Genomic DNA, 17,467 nt, shown 5'->3' with positions numbered 1-17,467 from the left:
GCGCAAGGATCAACTGCAAAGCACAGGCAACGGCAAAGCAAGAGCCACACCTACACATTCCAAGAGGTCGAGATGGACACCCAACAAACCCGCATCCTCCAGGACCTCGATGCAGCCCACCACCTGCATCCGTTCAACGACAACGCCGCGCTGGCGCAGAAGGGCACCCGCATCCTGACCAGGGGCGAGGGCTGCTACGTCTGGGATGCCGAAGGCCACAAGCTGCTCGATGCCTTCGCCGGGCTGTGGTGCGTCAACATCGGCTATGGGCGTAGCGAACTGGGCGAGGCCGCGTCGAAGCAGATGACGCAGCTGGCGTACTACAACAGTTTCTTCCAGTGCACGACCGAGCCGACCATCCGCTTGGCGGCCAAGCTGGCCGAGCTGACGCCGGGTGACCTGAACCACGCGTTCTTCGTCAATTCCGGATCGGAAGCCAACGACACCATCCTGCGCCTGGTCCGACACTTCTGGGCGGTGCAGGACCAGCCGCAGAAGAACATCTTCATCGGTCGCCACAATGGCTACCACGGCACCACCATGGCCGGCGCCAGCCTGGGCGGCATGAAAGGCATGCACAAGCAGGGTGGCCTGCCGATCCCGGACATCGCCCACATCGAGCCGCCGTTCTGGTTCTACGACGGCGGTGATCTGTCCGAAGACGAATACGGCCTGGTCGCTGCGCGCCGGCTGGAAGACAGGATCCTGGAACTCGGGCCCGAGCGCGTGGCTGCCTTCATCGGTGAGCCGGTCATGGGAGCGATTGGCGTGTACATCCCGCCGCGCACCTATTGGCCTGAGATCGAACGCATCTGCCGCAAGTACGACGTACTGCTGGTGGCCGACGAGGTGATCTGCGGGTTCGGTCGCACCGGTGAATGGTTCGGCTCGGAATATTTCGGCTTCACGCCCGATGTCATGACGATTGCCAAGGGCATCACCTCCGGCTACATCCCGCTGGGCGCGGCTATGTTCAACGACCGCGTCGCCGGCGTACTCAAGACCCAGGGCGGCGAGCTGGCCCATGGCGCCACGTACTCCGGCCATCCGGTTTGCGCGGCCGTGGCGCTGGAGAACATCCGCATCCTGCAGGAAGAACAGGTGGTGGAAACCGCCAGGACCCACATCGCGCCGTACCTGGCCCAGCGCTGGGCCGAACTGGGTGAGCACCGCCTGGTCGGCCAGGCGCGTATCGCCGGGTTGATGGGGGCGCTCGAGCTGGTCCCGCACAAGGGTCAGCGCACAACGTTCGAAGAGCGCGGTACAGTGGGGGCGCTCTGCCGTGACAACGCGCTGCGACACGGGTTGATCCTCCGCGCCACCTACGATTCGATGCTGCTCTCACCACCGCTGGTCATCACCCGCGAACAGGTCGACGAGTTGTACGAAAAGACCTGGGCGGCACTGGAGGACACGGCCGAGGCCATTGGAGTCTGACGTTCCCTGGGGAGGGATCAAACGAGCGGCCCGCAACCAGCGCGGGACGCACTTCCTGCCAATGCCCCACACCGATGGGGCGCAAGTGGAGAGACACGATGAAGTTGCGAATCCTGGGTGTGATGGTGGTGAGCGCCACGCTGGCGGCTTGCGGCGGTGGCGGCAAGGAAGGCGCGGCGCCTGCCGCGGGCGAGGGGGCTGCACCGGCCACGGGTGCCAAGGTGGTCAACGTCTACAACTGGTCGGACTACATCGCCGAGGACACCAACGCCAACTTCGAAAAGGCCACCGGCATCAGCGTCACCTATGACGTGTTCGACAGCAACGAAGTGCTGGAAGCCAAGCTGCTGGCCGGCTCCAGTGGCTACGACGTGGTCGTGCCGACGCTGAATTTCCTGGGCCGCCAGATCCAGGCGGGCGTGTTCCTGCCGCTGGACAAGAGCAAGATTCCCAATATCGCCAACCTCGATCCGGAAATGATGACACGGATCGAAAAGCAGGACCCCGGCAACCAGTACGCGGTGCCGTACATGTGGGGCACCACTGGCATCGGCTACAACGTGGACAAGGTCAAGGCCGCCTTCGGCAGCACCGACATCACCAACACCTGGGACCTGGTGTTCAAGCCGGAAAACCTGGCCAAGCTGAAGGACTGCGGCGTGACCTTCCTGGATACGCCCAGCGAGATCGTGCCAATCGCCTTGAACTACCTGGGCGAAGATCCCAACAGCACCGATCCGAAGGTGATCGAGAAAGCCGCTGCGCTGCTCAAGACCATCCGTTCGTCCATCGGCCAGTTCCATTCGTCCTCGTACATCGACGCGATGGCCAACGGCGACACCTGCCTGGTGGTGGGCTGGTCGGGTGACGTGATCCAGGCGCGCGACCGCGCCACCGAAGCCAAGAATGGCGTCAACATCGCCTATTCGATCCCGAAGGAAGGCGCGCCGCTGTGGTTCGACATGCTGTCGATCCCCAAGGACGCCAAGAACGTCGACAACGCCTACGCCTACATCAACTACCTGCTGGACCCGCAGGTGATGGCCAACAACTCCGACTTCATCAGCTATCCCAATGCCATTCCCAAGGCCAAGGACCTGATGAGCAAGGACATCACCAGCGACCCGACGATCTATCCGCCGCCGGAAGTGGCCGCCAAGTTGTTCACCTTCGCCATCATCCCGCCGGAAGTGGACAAGCAGTACACCAAGCTGTGGACTGACCTGAAGACCAATAAAGAAGTAAGACGCCGCGGGGCGGGCCATCAAGGCCTGCCCCGCTTGCCATGCGGCGGATGCAACGTCCGCGCATGCGCCAGTGAACGCAAGCACGCACCGCCGGCGCCACGCGCGCCGCGCGACACCAGGCACTGACGGGGATCGACATGGCAGCAGTGGAACAGCAGCAGGCGGTTGCAGGCCACGGGCCATCACCCTTGCCGGGTGCAGAGGGGTATCTGCGCATCGAGAACGTGCGCAAGGAATTCGATGGCTTCCTGGCGGTGGACGACACCAACCTGTCGATCCGCAAGGGCGAGATCTTCGCGCTGCTGGGCGGCTCGGGCTGTGGTAAGTCCACGCTGCTGCGCTGTCTGGGCGGGTTCGAGCATCCGACGACCGGGCGCATCGTCCTGGATGGCCAGGAACTGAAAGGCCTGCCGCCGTACGAGCGGCCGATCAACATGATGTTCCAGTCCTACGCGTTGTTCCCGCACATGACGGTCGAACAGAACATCGCCTTCGGCCTGAAACAGGACGGCATGGCCAAGGCCGATATCGCCAGGCGCGTGGAAGAAATGCTCGCGCTGGTGCAGCTGGGCAAGCTGGCCAGGCGCAAGCCGCACCAGCTGTCCGGTGGCCAGCAACAACGCGTGGCGCTGGCGCGCTCATTGGCCAAGGGGCCGAAGCTGCTGCTGCTGGACGAACCGATGGGCGCGCTGGACAAGAAGCTGCGCACCCAGATGCAGCTGGAGCTGGTCTCGATCATCGAAAAGACCGGGGTGACCTGCGTGATGGTCACCCATGACCAGGAAGAGGCCATGACCATGGCCAACCGGATCGCGCTGATGGATGCCGGCCGCATCCGCCAGGTCGGCACCCCCGATGAAATCTACGAATCACCCACCAGTCGCTTCGCCGCCGAGTTCATCGGCTCGGTGAACATGCTCGACGGGAAGATCGACGAGGACATGGCCGACTACGTCACCATCCGTTCGCCCGCGCTGGAGCGACCGATCTATGTCGGCCACGGCGTCTCCGGCTACGAAGGGCAGGATGTCGGCTTCGGCGTGCGGCCCGAGAAGGTGCAGATCAGCAAGGAAGAACCGGATCAGCCGAACAACAAGGCGCACGGCCGGATCGAGGACATCGCGTATTTCGGCAGTCATTCGGTGTTCCACGTGCGCCTGCCCAGCGGCTTCATGATCATGGCCAACTTCGCCAACCAGGCGCGCTGGGCCAGCGAGGGCATGACCTGGGGCGACGAGGTCTGGGTCTGTTGGGGTGACAACGAAGGCGTGGTGCTGACCCAATGAGCGCGCCCACCGTCTACGAACTGCTGCGCAGGATCACGCCCGGCCCGCGCTGGGGCGTGATCGGCATTCCCTACCTGTGGATGCTGGTGTTCTTCGCCATCCCGTTCCTGATCGTGCTGAAGATCTCCTTCGCGCGGCTGGCCATCGCGATGCCGCCGTACACGCCGATCCTGGAAGTGGAAAACGCCGAGGTCGCGCTCAAGCTCAACCTGTCCAATTTCCTGCAGCTGGGCGCGCTGCAGAACGGCTATATCGCCGCGTACTGGAGTTCGCTCAAGATCGCGGCCATCGCGACCTTTCTGACCCTGCTGGTCGGCTACCCGATGGCCTACGTCATTGCCAAGCTGCCCCCGTCCGGCCGCAATATCGCGATGATGCTGGTGGTGCTGCCGTCGTGGACCTCGTTCCTGATCCGCGTGTATGCATGGATCGGCATCCTCAAGAGCAGCGGGCCGGTCGGGCAGCTGCTGGAGAAGATCGGCGTGATCGACGCCTTGCAGTCGATGGGCTGGATCGAGGGCCGGCAGATCCTGTACACGCCGCTGGCAACCTATATCGGCATCGTCTACTGCTATCTGCCGTTCATGGTGCTGCCGCTCTACACCAACCTGGTCAAGCATGACGGGCGCCTGCTGGAAGCGGCCTACGATCTGGGCGCGCGGCCGTGGAAGGCGTTCGTCAAGATCACCCTGCCGTTGTCGCGGAGCCGGCATCGTCGCCGGCTGCATGCTGGTGATGATCCCGGCGGTGGGCGAGTTCGTGATTCCCGAGTTGCTGGGTGGGCCGGACACGCTGATGATCGGCCGGGTGCTGTGGAACGAGTTCTTCGCCAACCGCGACTGGCCGCTGGCCTCGGCGGTGGCGATCGCGATGTTGCTCTTGCTGATGATCCCGATCGTGATCTTCAACCGCGTCCAGCAGAAAGAGATCGAAGGGAGGCTGACATGAGCGTCGTCGGCCGCGCACGCTGGCCCACCTGGACCATCCTGGGCCTGGGCTTCGCCTTCCTGTATCTGCCGGTGCTGCTGTTGATGGTGTGGAGCTTCAACAGTTCGCGCCTGGCCACGGTCTGGGCGGGGTTTTCGTTCAAGTGGTACGGCGAACTGCTGCGCGATGATTCGATGCTGGATGCGGCCTGGGTCAGCCTGCGCATTGCGTTTTGGACGGCGACTGCCTCGGTGGTGCTGGGGACGATGGCGGCGCTGGTGATGACCCGCATGCGCCGCTTCCCGGGCAAGACGCTGTTCGGTGGCCTGATCACCGCGCCACTGGTGATGCCCGACGTGATCATCGGCCTGTCGATGCTGCTGATGTTCGTCTCGCTGGGCGAGATCTTCCATTTCCAGCCCAAGGGCATGATCTCGATCTGGATCGCGCATACGACCTTCGCGCTGGCCTTCGTCACCGTGGTGGTGTCCTCGCGCATGGCCGAGCTGGACAAGTCGCTGGAAGAGGCGGCGATGGACCTGGGCGCCAACCGGATCAAGGTGTTCTTCCTGATCACCCTGCCGATCATCACCCCGGCGCTGGTGTCGGGCTGGCTGCTGGCCTTCACCCTGTCGCTGGACGACGTGGTGATCGCCAGCTTCGTCTCCGGCCCCAGCTCGACCACGCTGCCGATGAAGGTGTTCTCGTCGGTGCGGTTGGGACTGAGCCCCAAGATCAACGCGCTGGCGACGCTGATGATCGTGATCGTGTCGGTCTGTGCCTTCATCGGCTGGTGGCTGATGTACCGCAGCGAGAAGCGCCGCAAGCTGGACATGCAGCTTGCGTTGCAGGACAACGGTTGACAGGAAGTGGGACCTCGGGTTTCACTTATGAAACTGATGTGGCCATCGTGATCTGACCTCCGGTGGCCGATAGGCATGTCGACCGGCGCTGGGAACAGGCGGGCGGCATGGGCACCTTTCTCCTGCAGGATTCGCGACCTTGAGCAGCCACGACGACGATGACCGCCGCAACGATGATGCGCGCGACCCCGGGCAGGACAACGGACAAGGCGATGACAAGAAGCCATCGCCGCTGAAAAACCCGAAAGTGAAATGGACGCTGATCGTGATCGGCCTGCTGGCCGTGCTGATCTTCATCGTGTGGCTGGTCCACCACCTGTTGGTCGGGCGTTACCTGCAGGAAACCAACGACGCCTACCTGCAGGCTGATTCGGTCGCGGTCGCGCCACGCGTCAATGGCTACGTCACCGCCGTTTATGTGAGCGACCACGCCTGGGTCAAGGTCGGGCAGCCGTTGCTGCAGATCGATGACCGCACGTACCGCGCCCAGCTGGAGCAGGCGCAGGCCGCCGTAGCCGTGCGCCAGGCCGATATCGTGGCTGCGCAGGCGGCTGTGGATGGCTATCGCGCGCAATCGGTGCAGTCGCACACGCAGGTGGTCTCGGCCGCGGCGCAGCTCAAGTTCGCCAATGCCGAAGTCGCGCGCTTCGCACCGCTGGCCGCGTCCGGTGCGGACACCCACGAACACCAGGAACAACTGCACCAGCAGCGCGACCAGGCCAAGGCCCAGTACGACGCGGCGTTGGCGCAGGTCAACGGTGCCGACAGCCAGATTGCCGCTGGCGAAGCGCAGTTGGAGCAGGCGCAGGCGGGCCTCAAGCAGGCCCAGGCCAATGTCGACCAGGCCCAGGTGGCGATGGAAGACACCCACCTGAAGGCGGCCATCGCCGGGCGCCTGGGCGACAAGACCGTGCAAGTCGGCCAGTTCCTCAGCGCCGGTACGCGCACGATGACCATCGTGCCGGTCGATGCGCTGTACCTGACGGCCAACTTCAAGGAAACCCAGGTCGGCCTGATGCGCGAAGGCCAGCCGGTGGAGATCGAAGTCGATGCGCTGTCCGGCGTGACCCTGCATGGCCATGTCGAAAGCCTGTCACCCGGCACCGGTTCGCAGTTCGCGTTGCTGCCGCCGGAGAACGCCACCGGCAACTTCACCAAGGTCGTGCAGCGCGTGCCGGTGCGCATCCGCGTCGATGCCGGCGCCGAAGCGCGCAAGGTGCTGGTGCCAGGCATGTCGGTGACCGCCACGGTCGATACGCGGTCGGCCAGGGATGCCAAGGACAAGACCCAGGACGAAGCGGACCACCAGGGCGACAAGGCACCGGCACGCCCGTGAGCGCCACCGGCGCCAATGCGGGCGGCACCCAGGCAGCGGTGTCGCAGAAGGCCGATGCCGGCGCCTGGCTGGCCGTGGCTGCCGGCACCATCGGTTCGTTCATGGCGACGCTGGATATTTCCATCGTCAATGCCGCGCTGCCCACGATCCAGGGCGAAGTCGGCGCCAGCGGTACCGAGGGCACCTGGATTTCCACGGCCTACCTGGTCAGCGAGATCATCATGATCCCGCTCACCGGCTGGTTCGTGCGGACCCTGGGCCTGCGTAATTTCCTGGTGATCTGCGCGGTGTTGTTCACTGCGTTCTCGGTGATGTGCGGGTTGTCGACCTCGCTACCGATGATGATCGTCGGCCGCATCGGGCAGGGTTTTGCCGGCGGCGCACTGATTCCCACGGCGTTGACCATCGTCGCCACGCGGCTGCCACCGGCGCAGCAGATGATGGGCACGGCGCTGTTCGGCATGACCGTGATCATGGGGCCGGTGATCGGCCCGCTGCTTGGTGGCTGGCTGACCGAGAACGTCAGCTGGCATTACGCATTCTTCCTCAACGTGCCGGTGTGCATCGGCCTGCTGGCGCTGTTGTTGCTGGGCCTGCAGCACGAGAAGGCCGACTGGGGCGGGCTGCTGCTGGCCGACTGGCTGGGCATCTTCGGCCTGACCGCCGGGTTGGGTGGACTGACGGTGGTGCTGGAAGAAGGCCAGCGCGAACGCTGGTTCGAATCGGAATTCATCATCGTGCTGTCGTTGGTCTCGGCCGCGGGTTTCGCTGCGCTGCTGCTCTCGCAGTTCTTCAGCCGTGAACCGGTGATCCAGCTCAAGGTGCTGCTCAACCGCAGCTTCGGCGCGGTGTTCATGATGATGCTCGCCGTGGGCATGATCCTGTTCGGCGTGATGTACATGATCCCGCAGTTCCTGGCGATGGTGTCCGGCTACAACACCGAGCAGTCCGGTTACGTGCTGCTGCTGCAGGGCATCCCGACGGTGCTGGTGATGCCGTTCATGCCCAAGCTGCTGGAAACGGTGGACGTGCGCATCCTGGTGGTCAGCGGCCTGCTGTGCTTCGGCATTGCCTGCTTCATCAACATGGACCTGACCTCGACCAGCGTGGGCGCCTCGTTCGTCGCCGGCCAGCTGCTGCAGGGCGTTGGCCTGGCGCTGGCGATGATGTCGCTCAACCAGGCGGCGATCAGCTCGGTGCCCAAGCACCTGGCCGGCGATGCGTCGGGCCTGTTCAACGCCGCGCGAAATCTGGGCGGCTCGATCGGGCTGGCGATGATCTCCACCTTCCAGGAGCGCCGCCTGACCTATCACGTCGAAGTGCTGGGCAGTGCGACCACGGCCAATTCGCCGATGGGCCAGGACTTCGTCCATGGCCTGGCCGGTGCACTGCAGGGCAGTGGCGCGGACAGCGCCTTGCAGGCGGTTGGCGCGCTGGCCCGCATCGTCCAGTTGCAGGCGCTGGTGATGACCTATAACGACCTGTTCTGGATCTTCGGGGTAGTGGTGGCCTGCTCGATCCCGCTGGCCTTCCTGCTCAAGCCTTTGCCGAAAGGGGTGCCGCTTGCGATGCATTGATTTTCCGCGCCGCGCGCGTCCTGCGCTGGCCGCATTGATCCCGCTGCTGCTGGCCGGCTGCGCGCTGGGGCCGGACTACGTGCGCCCCGATGTCGCGCCCGATGCAGTCAACGCGACCCAGCTGCATCGCGCGGCCAATGCCGGCGTGGTCGACGTACCGCCGCCCAGCCAGTGGTGGCGCGAACTCGACGACCCGCAGTTGACCTGGCTGATCGACACCGCGCTCGCGCAGAGCCCCGACCTGCGCGCGGCCGAAGCCAAGGTGCGCGCGGCCCGTGGCCTGTCCGCACAGCGTCGCGCCGAGCGCCTGCCGCAGGTCGGCGCGTTGGGCGCGTATGCGCGCGTGGAAGCGCCGGACTCGGTCAAGGACGGCATCCGCGATGCGGGCGAGGGCATTGCCCAGGCCACCGATCCGGCCACGGGGACCGCCATCCGCCAGGCGACCCAGGACCTGGACATGGATTCCAACCTGTACGTGGCCGGTTTCGACGCCAGCTGGGAACTGGACTTCTTCGGCCGTCGCCGCCGGGCGCTGGAAGGCGCCGCGGCGCAGGCCGAATCGGCGCAGGCGCAGCTGGCCGACGCGCAGGTGCGCCTGGCGGCCGAGATCGGCCAGGTCTACGCGAACTATCGTGGCCTGCAGGCGCGCATCGTCATCGCCGGGCACAGCCTCCAGGCCGCGCAGCAGATCCTGGACCTGACCACGCAGCGTCGCAGCCGTGGCGCGGCTTCGGACCTGCAGGTCGAACGCGTGCGCGGCCAGTTGCAACAGCAGCAGGCGCTGCTGCTGCCGTTGGAAGCCCGGCGCGACGAAGCGCTGGACCAGCTGGCATTGATGATCGGCCAGGCGCCTGGTGCGCTGGACGCGCGCCTGGCTTCGGTCGCACCGCTGCCGTCATTGCCGGCCGAAGTGAAGGTGGACGACCCGGCTTCGGTGATCCGCCGTCGCCCCGACGTGCGCCAGGCCGAGCGCGAACTGGCTGGCGCCAACGCGCAGATCGGCGAAGCGCTGTCGGCGTATTTCCCGCAGGTCACGCTGTACGGCAGCCTGGCCTCGGTCGCGACCTCGCCCGGTGACCTGGGCGCCGGGTCGGCGGCGACCGTGCTGGCGCCGGTGCTGCGCTGGTCGATCCTGGATTTCGGCCGCATCCGCGCGCAGGTGGCGCAGGCCCGCGCTGGCACCGAAGGCCGCGCCGCGTCCTACGAACAGACCGTGCTGGCTGCCTTGCAGGATGCCAACACCGCACTGTCCAACTTCGGCTCGGCGCGCAGGCAGGTGCTGGTCGCCACCCAGGCGCAGGCTTCGGCGGATCGGGCGGCCACCTTGATGCAGCAGCGCCGCGACGCCGGTGCGTCTTCGTTGATCGATCTGCTGGATGTGCAGCGCCAGCAGCTCACTGCACAGGACAGCGCCGCGCAGGCGCAGCTGCAGCTGGTCGTGGACTACGTCGCCCTGCAGAAGAGCCTGGGCCTGGGCTGGCAGGACGCGCCGCCGCCGGGCGCTGTTTCCGCCCAGCGGGACAGCGCGCGCCGCTGAACCGCGGTTTTGCTGCGTTCGCGGCAAGGTCCAGAAGCCCGCGCACGGCTCGGTCACGGCGCCAGGAGGATCATGGCGGCCTGCATTTCAAGCATGTGGAGACACCCATGATCACTGAGATTCCCAACCCCGCCACCGGCCAGGTCGAACACCGCCAGGCGCTGATGGGCGCCAACGCCGTCGAGGCCGCCCTGCACGCCGCACAGGTGGCCTTCCCGGAATGGGCGCAGCGGCCGCTGGACGCGCGCAGCGTGGTGCTGCGCAACGTCGGCCAGGCGTTGCGTGCCCGGCGCGAGTCCATCCAGCAGGCCATGACCGCCGAGATGGGCAAGTTGAAGAAGGAGGCGCTGGCCGAGATCGACAAGTGCGCCGATGCCTGCGACTTCTACGCCGACAACGCCGCCAGGTATCTGCAGCACGAAGCCATCAAGACCGAGGCGCAGTCCAGTTACGTGCGCTACGAGCCGATCGGCTGCGTGTTCGCCGTGATGCCGTGGAATTTCCCGATCTGGCAGGTGTTCCGTTTCCTGGCACCGACCCTGATGGTGGGCAACACCGTGTTGCTCAAGCACGCGACCAACGTGCCGCGCTGTGCTGATGCCATCGCTGATGCGCTGCGCGAAGGTGGCGTGCCGGAAGGCGTGTTCGGCGTGCTGCATATCGATAACGACCAGGCCGCCGCGGTCATCAAGGACCCGCGCATTGCCGCGATCACGCTGACCGGTTCCGAACGCGCCGGCAAGTCGATTGCTGCCACCGCTGGCAGCGTGCTGAAGAAGTGCGTGATGGAACTGGGCGGCAGTGACGCGTTTGTGGTGCTGGACGATGCCGACCTGGACAAGACCGTTGCAGCGGCGGTGAAGGGGCGCTTCGACAACGCAGGCCAGACCTGCATCGCGGCCAAGCGTTTCATCGTGGTCGATGCGATTGCCGATGCCTTCGTGCAGCGCTTCGTCGAGGCCGCAGGCAAGCTGCAGACCGGCGATCCGAACGATGCGGCCACCACGCTGGCACCGATGGCGCGCCAGGACCTGCGTGACGAATTGCACCAGCAGGTCGCCGGCAGCGTCGCCAACGGCGCCAAGGTGTTGCTGGGCGGCAAGCCTGGTGATGGCTACGCGGAATACCCAGCGTCGATCCTGGACAACGTGCGGCCGGGCATGCCGGCCTATGACGAAGAACTGTTCGGCCCGGTCGCCAGCATCCTGCGGGTCAAGGACGAAGCCGAAGCCGTGCGCGTGGCCAACGACACCAGCTTCGGCTTAGGGGGCAGCGTGTGGACCGGAGACGCCAAGCGCGGCGAACGCATCGCCCAGCAGCTGCAGTGCGGCGCGGCCTTCGTGAACGCCATCGTCCGCAGCGATGTGCGCCTGCCGTTCGGCGGTACCAAGCGCTCTGGCTACGGCCGTGAACTGGCCAACCACGGCATGCACGAGTTCACCAACATCAAGACGATCTACGTGAGCTGATCGAACTGCCGGGCGCGTGCGGTCATGCGCGTTCGCCGCAGTCGTGCAGGGTGGGCGTGGCTGTGCGGAGGCCGACACTGCCGGGTTCGTCCGTCTCGGAAGATGGGACTGACCCCATGCCGCCTGACCGCCGCGCCACCGCGTCATGCCAACGCCTGGCTGGGCACGGTGCAGGCCATCATCTCCAGGGAGGATCCGGATGAAGCCGCTGTTGTTGCCCACGCTGCTGGCCATCGCGCTGGCGGCCTGCGCCCGGGATGGGGCCGGGGAGAACACCCCGGAGGCCCCTCTCATTTCCGCACCGTCGCTCCCCGTCGCGGTGCCGACACCTGCGGATCAATCTGCAGCCGAACCCGAAGCGCTCGCCGACCCTGCAGACGTGGCGGCAATGGACGCGCGCATCGACAGGGTCCTGGGCGGCCACCTGGCTTACCGGACCATGCTGGAGCGCCTGCAGGTGGCGGTGGCGGGCGGGGACTGCTCCGGGGTGGCGGCGCTGGTGCGCTATCCGCTGGAAGCAACGGGCAGGACCGGGACACTCCGGATCAGGAACGCCAGGGCCTTCGTCGAGCATTGCGACGACATCGTGACCCCGGCCGTGGCCAGGGCAATCGCCGAGCAGCGCTACGCCCGGCTGTTCGTCAGCCAGAACGGCGTGATGCTGGGTTCGGGTCAGGTCTGGATCAACGGCGTCTGCCAGGACCCGGAGTGCGTGGATGTGGACGTCAAGGTGATCACGTTCCAGCACGGCAGTTGATGGGCGCATGGGCAACATGCGCTGCGGCACAATGCGCGCAGGGAGGAACGTCATCATGGAACCAGGCAAGGCAGCACCGTTCGAAACGCACGTGGTGGACAACCAGCCGCCGGAGTTCGGTCCGCGCGATCTATGGACCGACGATATCGTGCTGCGCGAGGGCATCGCCCGCGAAGGCGCAGACGGTTTCCTCGACCCCCTGGCGCGCTACGGCGCATTGGCGGGTGACGAGTTGTACACACTCGGCTTCGATGCCAACCGTGACAAGCCGCGGCTGAAGACCCATGACCGCTTCGGCCAGCGCATCGATCTGGTCGAGTTCCATCCTGCCTACCATCGCCTGATGCAGGCGGCCAAGCAGGCCGGCGTCGCGGGCCTGTCCTGGCACGCTCCGCAGCCAGGCGGCCATGTCGCGCGTGCCGCGCTCAGCTACCTGCACCACCAGGCCGAAGCCGGCACCAGCTGCCCGCTGACCATGACCCATGCCGCGGTGCCGGTGTTGCGTCGCGAAGCGGCCTTGCGTGAATGGGCCGACAAGGCGGCCGCGCCGCACTACGACCCACGTGACGTCGCCATCGCCGACAAGCCTGGCATTACCCTGGGCATGGGCATGACCGAGAAGCAGGGTGGCTCGGACGTGCGCAGCAATGCCACCCGCGCCACGGCGCTTTCGGCCGACGGCGAATACACGTTGGTCGGACACAAGTGGTTCTTTTCCGCGCCGATGTCCGATGGCTGGTTGGTGCTGGCGCAGGCGCCCGCGGGCCTGACCTGTTTCCTGATGCCGCGCCGGATGCCGGACGGCGGGAAGAACGCGTTCCGGCTGATGCGGCTCAAGGACAAGCTGGGCGACTGGGCCAACGCCTCGGGCGAAGTCGAGTTCACCGGCACCTGGGCGCGGCGCATCGGCGAGGAAGGCCGCGGCGTGGTCACCATCCTGCAGATGGTCATGCTCACGCGCCTGGATTGCATGCTGGGCGCTACTGCCGAGATGCGCATGGCCCTGGCGCACGCGTTGCACCACACGCGCCACCGCAGCACCTTTGGCAAGCCGCTGGCCGAACACGCGTTGATGCGCAACGTACTGGCCGACCTGGCGCTGGAATGGGAGGCTGCGCTGGCCCTGTGCCTGCGCGTAGCCGGCGCGGTGGACCGTTCGCCGCAACAGCCGCGCGAAGCCGATTTCGCCCGCGTGGCCACGGCCATCGGCAAGTACTGGCTGTGCCGGCGCGCGCCGGCCTTCGTCAACGAGGCGCAGGAGTGCCTGGGTGGTGCTGGTTACGTGGAGGAGTCGATCCTGCCGCGCCTGTTCCGCCAGTCGCCGCTCAATGGCATCTGGGAAGGCAGCGGCAATATCCAGTGCCTGGACGTGCTGCGCGCGTTGGCCAGGGAGCCCGAATGCGGCGAAGCGTTACTGGCCGAGCTGGCATCCGCGCGCGGCCTGGATCGCGACTACGACCGCCAGTTCGATGCCATCGCTTCGCAGCTTGCAGAAGGGCAGGCCGTTGAAGCCGGATCACGCCTGCTGGTCGAACGCCTGGCGCTGCTGTTGCAGGCCTGCGTGTTGTTGCGCACAGGCAGCCCGGCGGCGGAGTTGTTCTGTCGTTCGCGGTTGGGCGGTGCCCATGGTCTGGCGATGGGGACGCTGCCGGTCAGCGCGGATTTCGGGATGCTGATCGGGCGGGCATTACCGTAGGAACAACAGTCTTCTGTAGAGCCGAGCTTGCTCGGCTGAACTTCGGTCGAAGCATCAGAAAAGCCCCAGCGGAGCAAGCTCCGCTCTACCGGTGGGAGCCGCTTCAGCGGTGATGTGGCCTTTGCCGGGAAGGCCCTCGCTGAAGCGGCTCGTACGATATTGGGTCTTCCGTACGAGCGGGATGCCGGGCTCGCATCGGTGATGCAGCAGCGGCTGCTTACGCCTTCGGCGCCGGATCCTGTACGGCCATCGCCCGTGACCCGGTCAGGATCATCCGCAGCATCGTCGACAGCTGGTCCACCAGCTCCGGGTCGCGTTCGGGTGGCAGGTCCATGGCACTGGCGCCGGCGGCGAACACCAGGCGCGTGATCGCTTTGGATACCAGCGCAGGTGCGTGCAGGATCGCGCCGTCGGCGGCGGCCAGGCGGACCAGGTCCACCTGCAGCTCATCCTCGAAATAGGTCAGTTCGCGTTCGACCGCGGCCTTGAACGCGTCCGAGCCGACCATGCCTTCGCGCAGCAGGACGTGCAGCAGCTTGTCGTCGGCGCGCAGCTGCTCCATGAAAGTCTCCACCGACAGGCGGATCACGCTGCTGTCCGCGCGCAGCGCGCGGCGGCGGGCCTGGCCGATGATCTGGCGCAGCGAGCGGCCGGCCAGGTCGATCAGGGCCACGGCCAGTTCGTCCATGTCACGGAACTGGCGATAGAACGAATTGGGCGCGATGCCGGCCTCGCGGGCCACTTCACGCAGGCTCAGCGAGGTCAGGCTGCGGTGCGGGCCGACCAGGCGCAGCGCAGCCGCCAGCAGGTCCTGGCGCGAGATGCCGGCCCGGCGGGCGGGGGCGGCGTCTTCAGCGGTGGTGTCGATGGCGGTTTCCGTGGGAGGCATGGCGGGCGAGTCCTTCGCCGGATGTCAGGCGGGATGAATCATAGCCTTTCGGTGAATATACAAGTGTATAGACATTCGTTTTCACGTCTGTATAGTGCGCCCTCATGACTGCCGTCCTGCCCCGTCGTAATCGTGCCCCGCTGTCCGGGGCGTTTCGTGTCGCCCGCGCGCTGGTGGATCCGGCCGTGTTCGACTTCTGGAGCGCCAAGGTCAACCCGCTGTGGACATGGGAGCGCCCGATGGCGCGCCTGAAGGCCCGCCGCCAGGCCTCGTCCGATGCGGTGACGCTGGTGCTGCAGACCAACCGGCACTTCGCTGGGCTACGTCCGGGCCAGCACGTGAACCTGGGCGTGGAAGTCGAAGGCGCCCGCCTGAGCCGCAGCTACAGCCCCAGCGCCGTGGCGGGCGACCAGATCGAGATCACCGTGCGCGAAGTGGACGGGGGCCGGGTCAGCCGCCACCTGTGCCGCGATGCGCGCGTGGGCGAAGTGTTCGACCTGGGCACGGCATTCGGCGGCATGACCTTGCCGGCTGCGGTCCAAGGGGCGTGGCTGTTCCTGGCCGCCGGCAGTGGCATCACTCCGTTGATGGCGATGCTGCGCCAGCTGGACGCCGCCGGCATGCCGGTGCAACTGGACCTGGTGTATTGGGCCCGCACCCGTGCCGAACTGTGTTTCGCCGATGAACTGCAGGCGCTGGCCGCCAAACATGCCTGTTTCAAGCTGCATGTCGCGCTCACCCGCGAAGACGACGGCCGCGGCACCTTCGCCACGCGCATCGGCGAGACCGACCTGGCCGCGCTGGTGGCCCAGTTGGACCAGCGCCAGGTGTTCGCCTGCGGCCCGCATGGGTTCGTGCACAGCGCCCGCGGGTTGCTGGAAGGCCGCGTGCAGCGTTTCGATGCCGAGGCCTTCACCCCGCCGCAGGCGCTGCCCGGTGAAGCCGGCACGGTCGAAGTCCTGCTGTCACGCAGCGGGCGCACCCTGACCGTGCCCCGTGATCGGTCCCTGTTGCAGGCGCTGGAAGAGCAGGGTGTGCGGCCCGCTTCCGGCTGCCGCATGGGGCTGTGCAACACCTGCGCCTGTACCCGCAGCACCGGCATCACCCGCGACACCCAGACCAATGCGCGTTCGGCCGAACCCGACGCCACCGTGCGCATCTGCATCAGCGCCGCGGCCACCGATCTGACCCTGGACCTGTAATGCACAAGAACCGCCCGCTTTCCCAGGACGAACTGCAGCGCTTCGGCGACGAGCTGGACGCCGTACGCGCGCGCACCGTGGCCAAGCTGGGTGCGCCCGATGCGCGCTACATCCGCCGCTCGGTCTCGGCCGTGCGCTGGACCGGTGCGCTGGGCCGCATCGCGCTGTTCGTCGGTGCGGTGGGCGGCGCGTTCGTGCCCGTGTTGCTGTGGCCGCTGTGCATCGCCGGCACGCTGCTGCTGGCGTTGTCCAAGATCCTGGAGAACATGACCGTCGGCCACAACGTGATCCACGGCCAATACGACTGGATGGGCGACCCGCAGCTGCACAGCCGCACCTACGAGTGGGACATCGTCGCCACCAGCGAGAACTGGCGCAAAACCCACAACTTCCGCCACCACACCTACACCAACGTGCGCGGCCTGGACGATGACATCGGCTACGGCCTGCTGCGCATCTTCCCCGAGCAGAAGTGGAAGCCGTTCAACCTGCTGCAGCCGCCGATCGCGGTGCTGTTCTGCCTGCTGTTCGAGTGGGGCGTGGCGATCCAGGACCTGCGCCTGGGCCGCCTGTTCGCCGGCAAGATGACCTTCAAGCAGTTGCGCGCGCAGTTCCGTCCGGTCGGCCGCAAGATGGGCCGCCAGATGCTGAAGGACTACCTGATCTTCCCCGCGCTGGCCGGTCCGTTCTTCCTGCCGGTGCTGCTGGGCAATATCGTCGCCAACGTGCTGCGCAGCATCTGGACCTACGTGGTGATCTTCTGCGGGCACTTCACCGCCGATGCGGAAACCTTCCCCAAGGACGTGGTGCGCAACGAGACGCGCGGCCATTGGTACCTGCGCCAGCTGCGTGGTTCGTCCAACATCACCGGGGGCGCGGCGATCGACGTGCTGACCGGCGACCTGAGCCATCAGATCGAGCACCACTTTTTCCCGGACATCCCGGCCAACCGCTACACCGAGATGTCGGCCGAGGTGCGCGAGATCTGCCAGCGCTATGGCCAGCACTACAACACCGGCTCGCTGTTCAAGCAGTTCGGCCAGGTGATGTGGCGGATCCTGCGGCACGCCTTCCCCAGCAAGCCGCGCCGACAGGTCGCGCTGACCAGCAAGCCCGCCAACGCGCTGGACATGGGTGGGGCAGAACCCGTCCGGCAGGCAGGTTGAGTCGACGAAACGGCGCCGCAGGGCGCCGTTTTTGCATCGGGACCATGGCGTCGTGTTTGCGTGGTACCGGGGCGCCGG

General features: G+C 66.4%; 12 protein-coding genes and 2 pseudogenes. 13 read left to right on the top strand and 1 reads right to left on the bottom strand.

Annotated elements, in window-relative coordinates; genetic code table 11:
• The first annotated feature begins 72 nt into the window (after positions 1 to 72).
• The 11 genes and pseudogenes from O8I58_RS04510 to O8I58_RS04460 all read left to right on the top strand — a co-directional run bounded on the left by O8I58_RS04510 (position 73) and on the right by O8I58_RS04460 (position 14,132).
• A complete protein-coding gene (locus tag O8I58_RS04510) occupies positions 73 to 1,437 on the top strand; it encodes an aspartate aminotransferase family protein (protein WP_298321042.1) in 1,365 nt (454 codons plus the stop codon).
• A gap of 98 nt (positions 1,438 to 1,535) precedes the next feature.
• Positions 1,536 to 2,669: pseudogene (locus O8I58_RS04505) on the top strand (polyamine ABC transporter substrate-binding protein); the annotation flags it as partial.
• Between the two features lie 152 nt (positions 2,670 to 2,821).
• The gene (gene potA, locus O8I58_RS04500; RefSeq protein ID WP_298321041.1) at positions 2,822 to 3,970 is read left to right on the top strand and encodes an ABC transporter ATP-binding protein; all 1,149 of its coding nucleotides are present in this window, start codon (positions 2,822 to 2,824) and stop codon (positions 3,968 to 3,970) included.
• A pseudogene (locus O8I58_RS04495) lies at positions 3,967 to 4,918 on the top strand (ABC transporter permease subunit). The gene potA and the pseudogene O8I58_RS04495 overlap by 4 nt, the downstream one beginning before the upstream one ends.
• Positions 4,915 to 5,760, top strand: a complete 846-nt coding sequence (locus O8I58_RS04490; protein ID WP_298321040.1) for an ABC transporter permease subunit — start codon at positions 4,915 to 4,917, stop codon at positions 5,758 to 5,760. The pseudogene O8I58_RS04495 and the gene O8I58_RS04490 overlap by 4 nt, the downstream one beginning before the upstream one ends.
• A gap of 139 nt (positions 5,761 to 5,899) precedes the next feature.
• Complete coding sequence (locus tag O8I58_RS04485) at positions 5,900 to 7,096, top strand: HlyD family secretion protein (protein WP_298321039.1); 1,197 nt, start codon at positions 5,900 to 5,902, stop codon at positions 7,094 to 7,096.
• Complete coding sequence (locus tag O8I58_RS04480; protein ID WP_298321038.1) at positions 7,093 to 8,673, top strand: MDR family MFS transporter; 1,581 nt, start codon at positions 7,093 to 7,095, stop codon at positions 8,671 to 8,673. Before O8I58_RS04485 ends, O8I58_RS04480 begins: the two co-directional genes overlap by 4 nt.
• Positions 8,660 to 10,210, top strand: a complete 1,551-nt coding sequence (locus O8I58_RS04475) for an efflux transporter outer membrane subunit (protein WP_298321037.1) — start codon at positions 8,660 to 8,662, stop codon at positions 10,208 to 10,210. Before O8I58_RS04480 ends, O8I58_RS04475 begins: the two co-directional genes overlap by 14 nt.
• A 107-nt stretch (positions 10,211 to 10,317) precedes the next feature.
• Positions 10,318 to 11,679, top strand: coding sequence for an NAD-dependent succinate-semialdehyde dehydrogenase (locus O8I58_RS04470; RefSeq protein ID WP_298321036.1), 1,362 nt, complete (start codon positions 10,318 to 10,320; stop codon positions 11,677 to 11,679).
• A gap of 199 nt (positions 11,680 to 11,878) precedes the next feature.
• Positions 11,879 to 12,436, top strand: a complete 558-nt coding sequence (locus O8I58_RS04465) for a hypothetical protein (RefSeq protein WP_298321034.1) — start codon at positions 11,879 to 11,881, stop codon at positions 12,434 to 12,436.
• A gap of 55 nt (positions 12,437 to 12,491) precedes the next feature.
• Positions 12,492 to 14,132, top strand: coding sequence for an acyl-CoA dehydrogenase family protein (locus tag O8I58_RS04460; protein ID WP_298321032.1), 1,641 nt, complete (start codon positions 12,492 to 12,494; stop codon positions 14,130 to 14,132).
• A gap of 217 nt (positions 14,133 to 14,349) precedes the next feature.
• Here the strand turns inward: O8I58_RS04460 and fabR are convergent, their stop codons facing one another.
• Complete coding sequence (gene fabR, locus O8I58_RS04455) at positions 14,350 to 15,021, bottom strand: HTH-type transcriptional repressor FabR (protein WP_298321031.1); 672 nt, start codon at positions 15,019 to 15,021, stop codon at positions 14,350 to 14,352.
• Positions 15,022 to 15,125: 104 nt separating this feature from the next.
• Between fabR and O8I58_RS04450 the strand changes: the two genes are divergently transcribed.
• Together O8I58_RS04450 and O8I58_RS04445 are read left to right on the top strand one after the other, a co-directional pair.
• Positions 15,126 to 16,223, top strand: a complete 1,098-nt coding sequence (locus O8I58_RS04450; protein WP_298321029.1) for a ferredoxin reductase — start codon at positions 15,126 to 15,128, stop codon at positions 16,221 to 16,223.
• On the top strand, positions 16,223 to 17,389 hold the full coding sequence (locus O8I58_RS04445; protein WP_298321028.1) for a fatty acid desaturase family protein: 1,167 nt from the start codon (positions 16,223 to 16,225) through the stop codon (positions 17,387 to 17,389). The genes O8I58_RS04450 and O8I58_RS04445 overlap by 1 nt, the downstream gene beginning before the upstream one ends.
• Positions 17,390 to 17,467 lie beyond the last annotated feature (78 nt).

This window comes from Pseudoxanthomonas sp., assembly GCF_027498035.1.
In the GTDB taxonomy this organism is placed as follows: Bacteria; Pseudomonadota; Gammaproteobacteria; order Xanthomonadales; family Xanthomonadaceae; genus Pseudoxanthomonas_A.
This window is presented reverse-complemented; position numbering and strand designations above follow the sequence as displayed.

What these genes read in the sequence shown, in the direction of transcription:
- O8I58_RS04445 (WP_298321028.1), top strand. Translation starts at nt 16,223, where the DNA reads ATGCACAAGAACCGCCCGCTTTCCCAGGACGAACTGCAGCGCTTCGGC.
- potA (WP_298321041.1), top strand. Translation starts at nt 2,822, where the DNA reads ATGGCAGCAGTGGAACAGCAGCAGGCGGTTGCAGGCCACGGGCCATCA.
- O8I58_RS04460 (WP_298321032.1), top strand. Translation starts at nt 12,492, where the DNA reads ATGGAACCAGGCAAGGCAGCACCGTTCGAAACGCACGTGGTGGACAAC.
- fabR (WP_298321031.1), bottom strand. Translation starts at nt 15,021, where the DNA reads ATGCCTCCCACGGAAACCGCCATCGACACCACCGCTGAAGACGCCGCC.
- O8I58_RS04470 (WP_298321036.1), top strand. Translation starts at nt 10,318, where the DNA reads ATGATCACTGAGATTCCCAACCCCGCCACCGGCCAGGTCGAACACCGC.
- O8I58_RS04510 (WP_298321042.1), top strand. Translation starts at nt 73, where the DNA reads ATGGACACCCAACAAACCCGCATCCTCCAGGACCTCGATGCAGCCCAC.
- O8I58_RS04490 (WP_298321040.1), top strand. Translation starts at nt 4,915, where the DNA reads ATGAGCGTCGTCGGCCGCGCACGCTGGCCCACCTGGACCATCCTGGGC.
- O8I58_RS04450 (WP_298321029.1), top strand. Translation starts at nt 15,126, where the DNA reads ATGACTGCCGTCCTGCCCCGTCGTAATCGTGCCCCGCTGTCCGGGGCG.
- O8I58_RS04465 (WP_298321034.1), top strand. Translation starts at nt 11,879, where the DNA reads ATGAAGCCGCTGTTGTTGCCCACGCTGCTGGCCATCGCGCTGGCGGCC.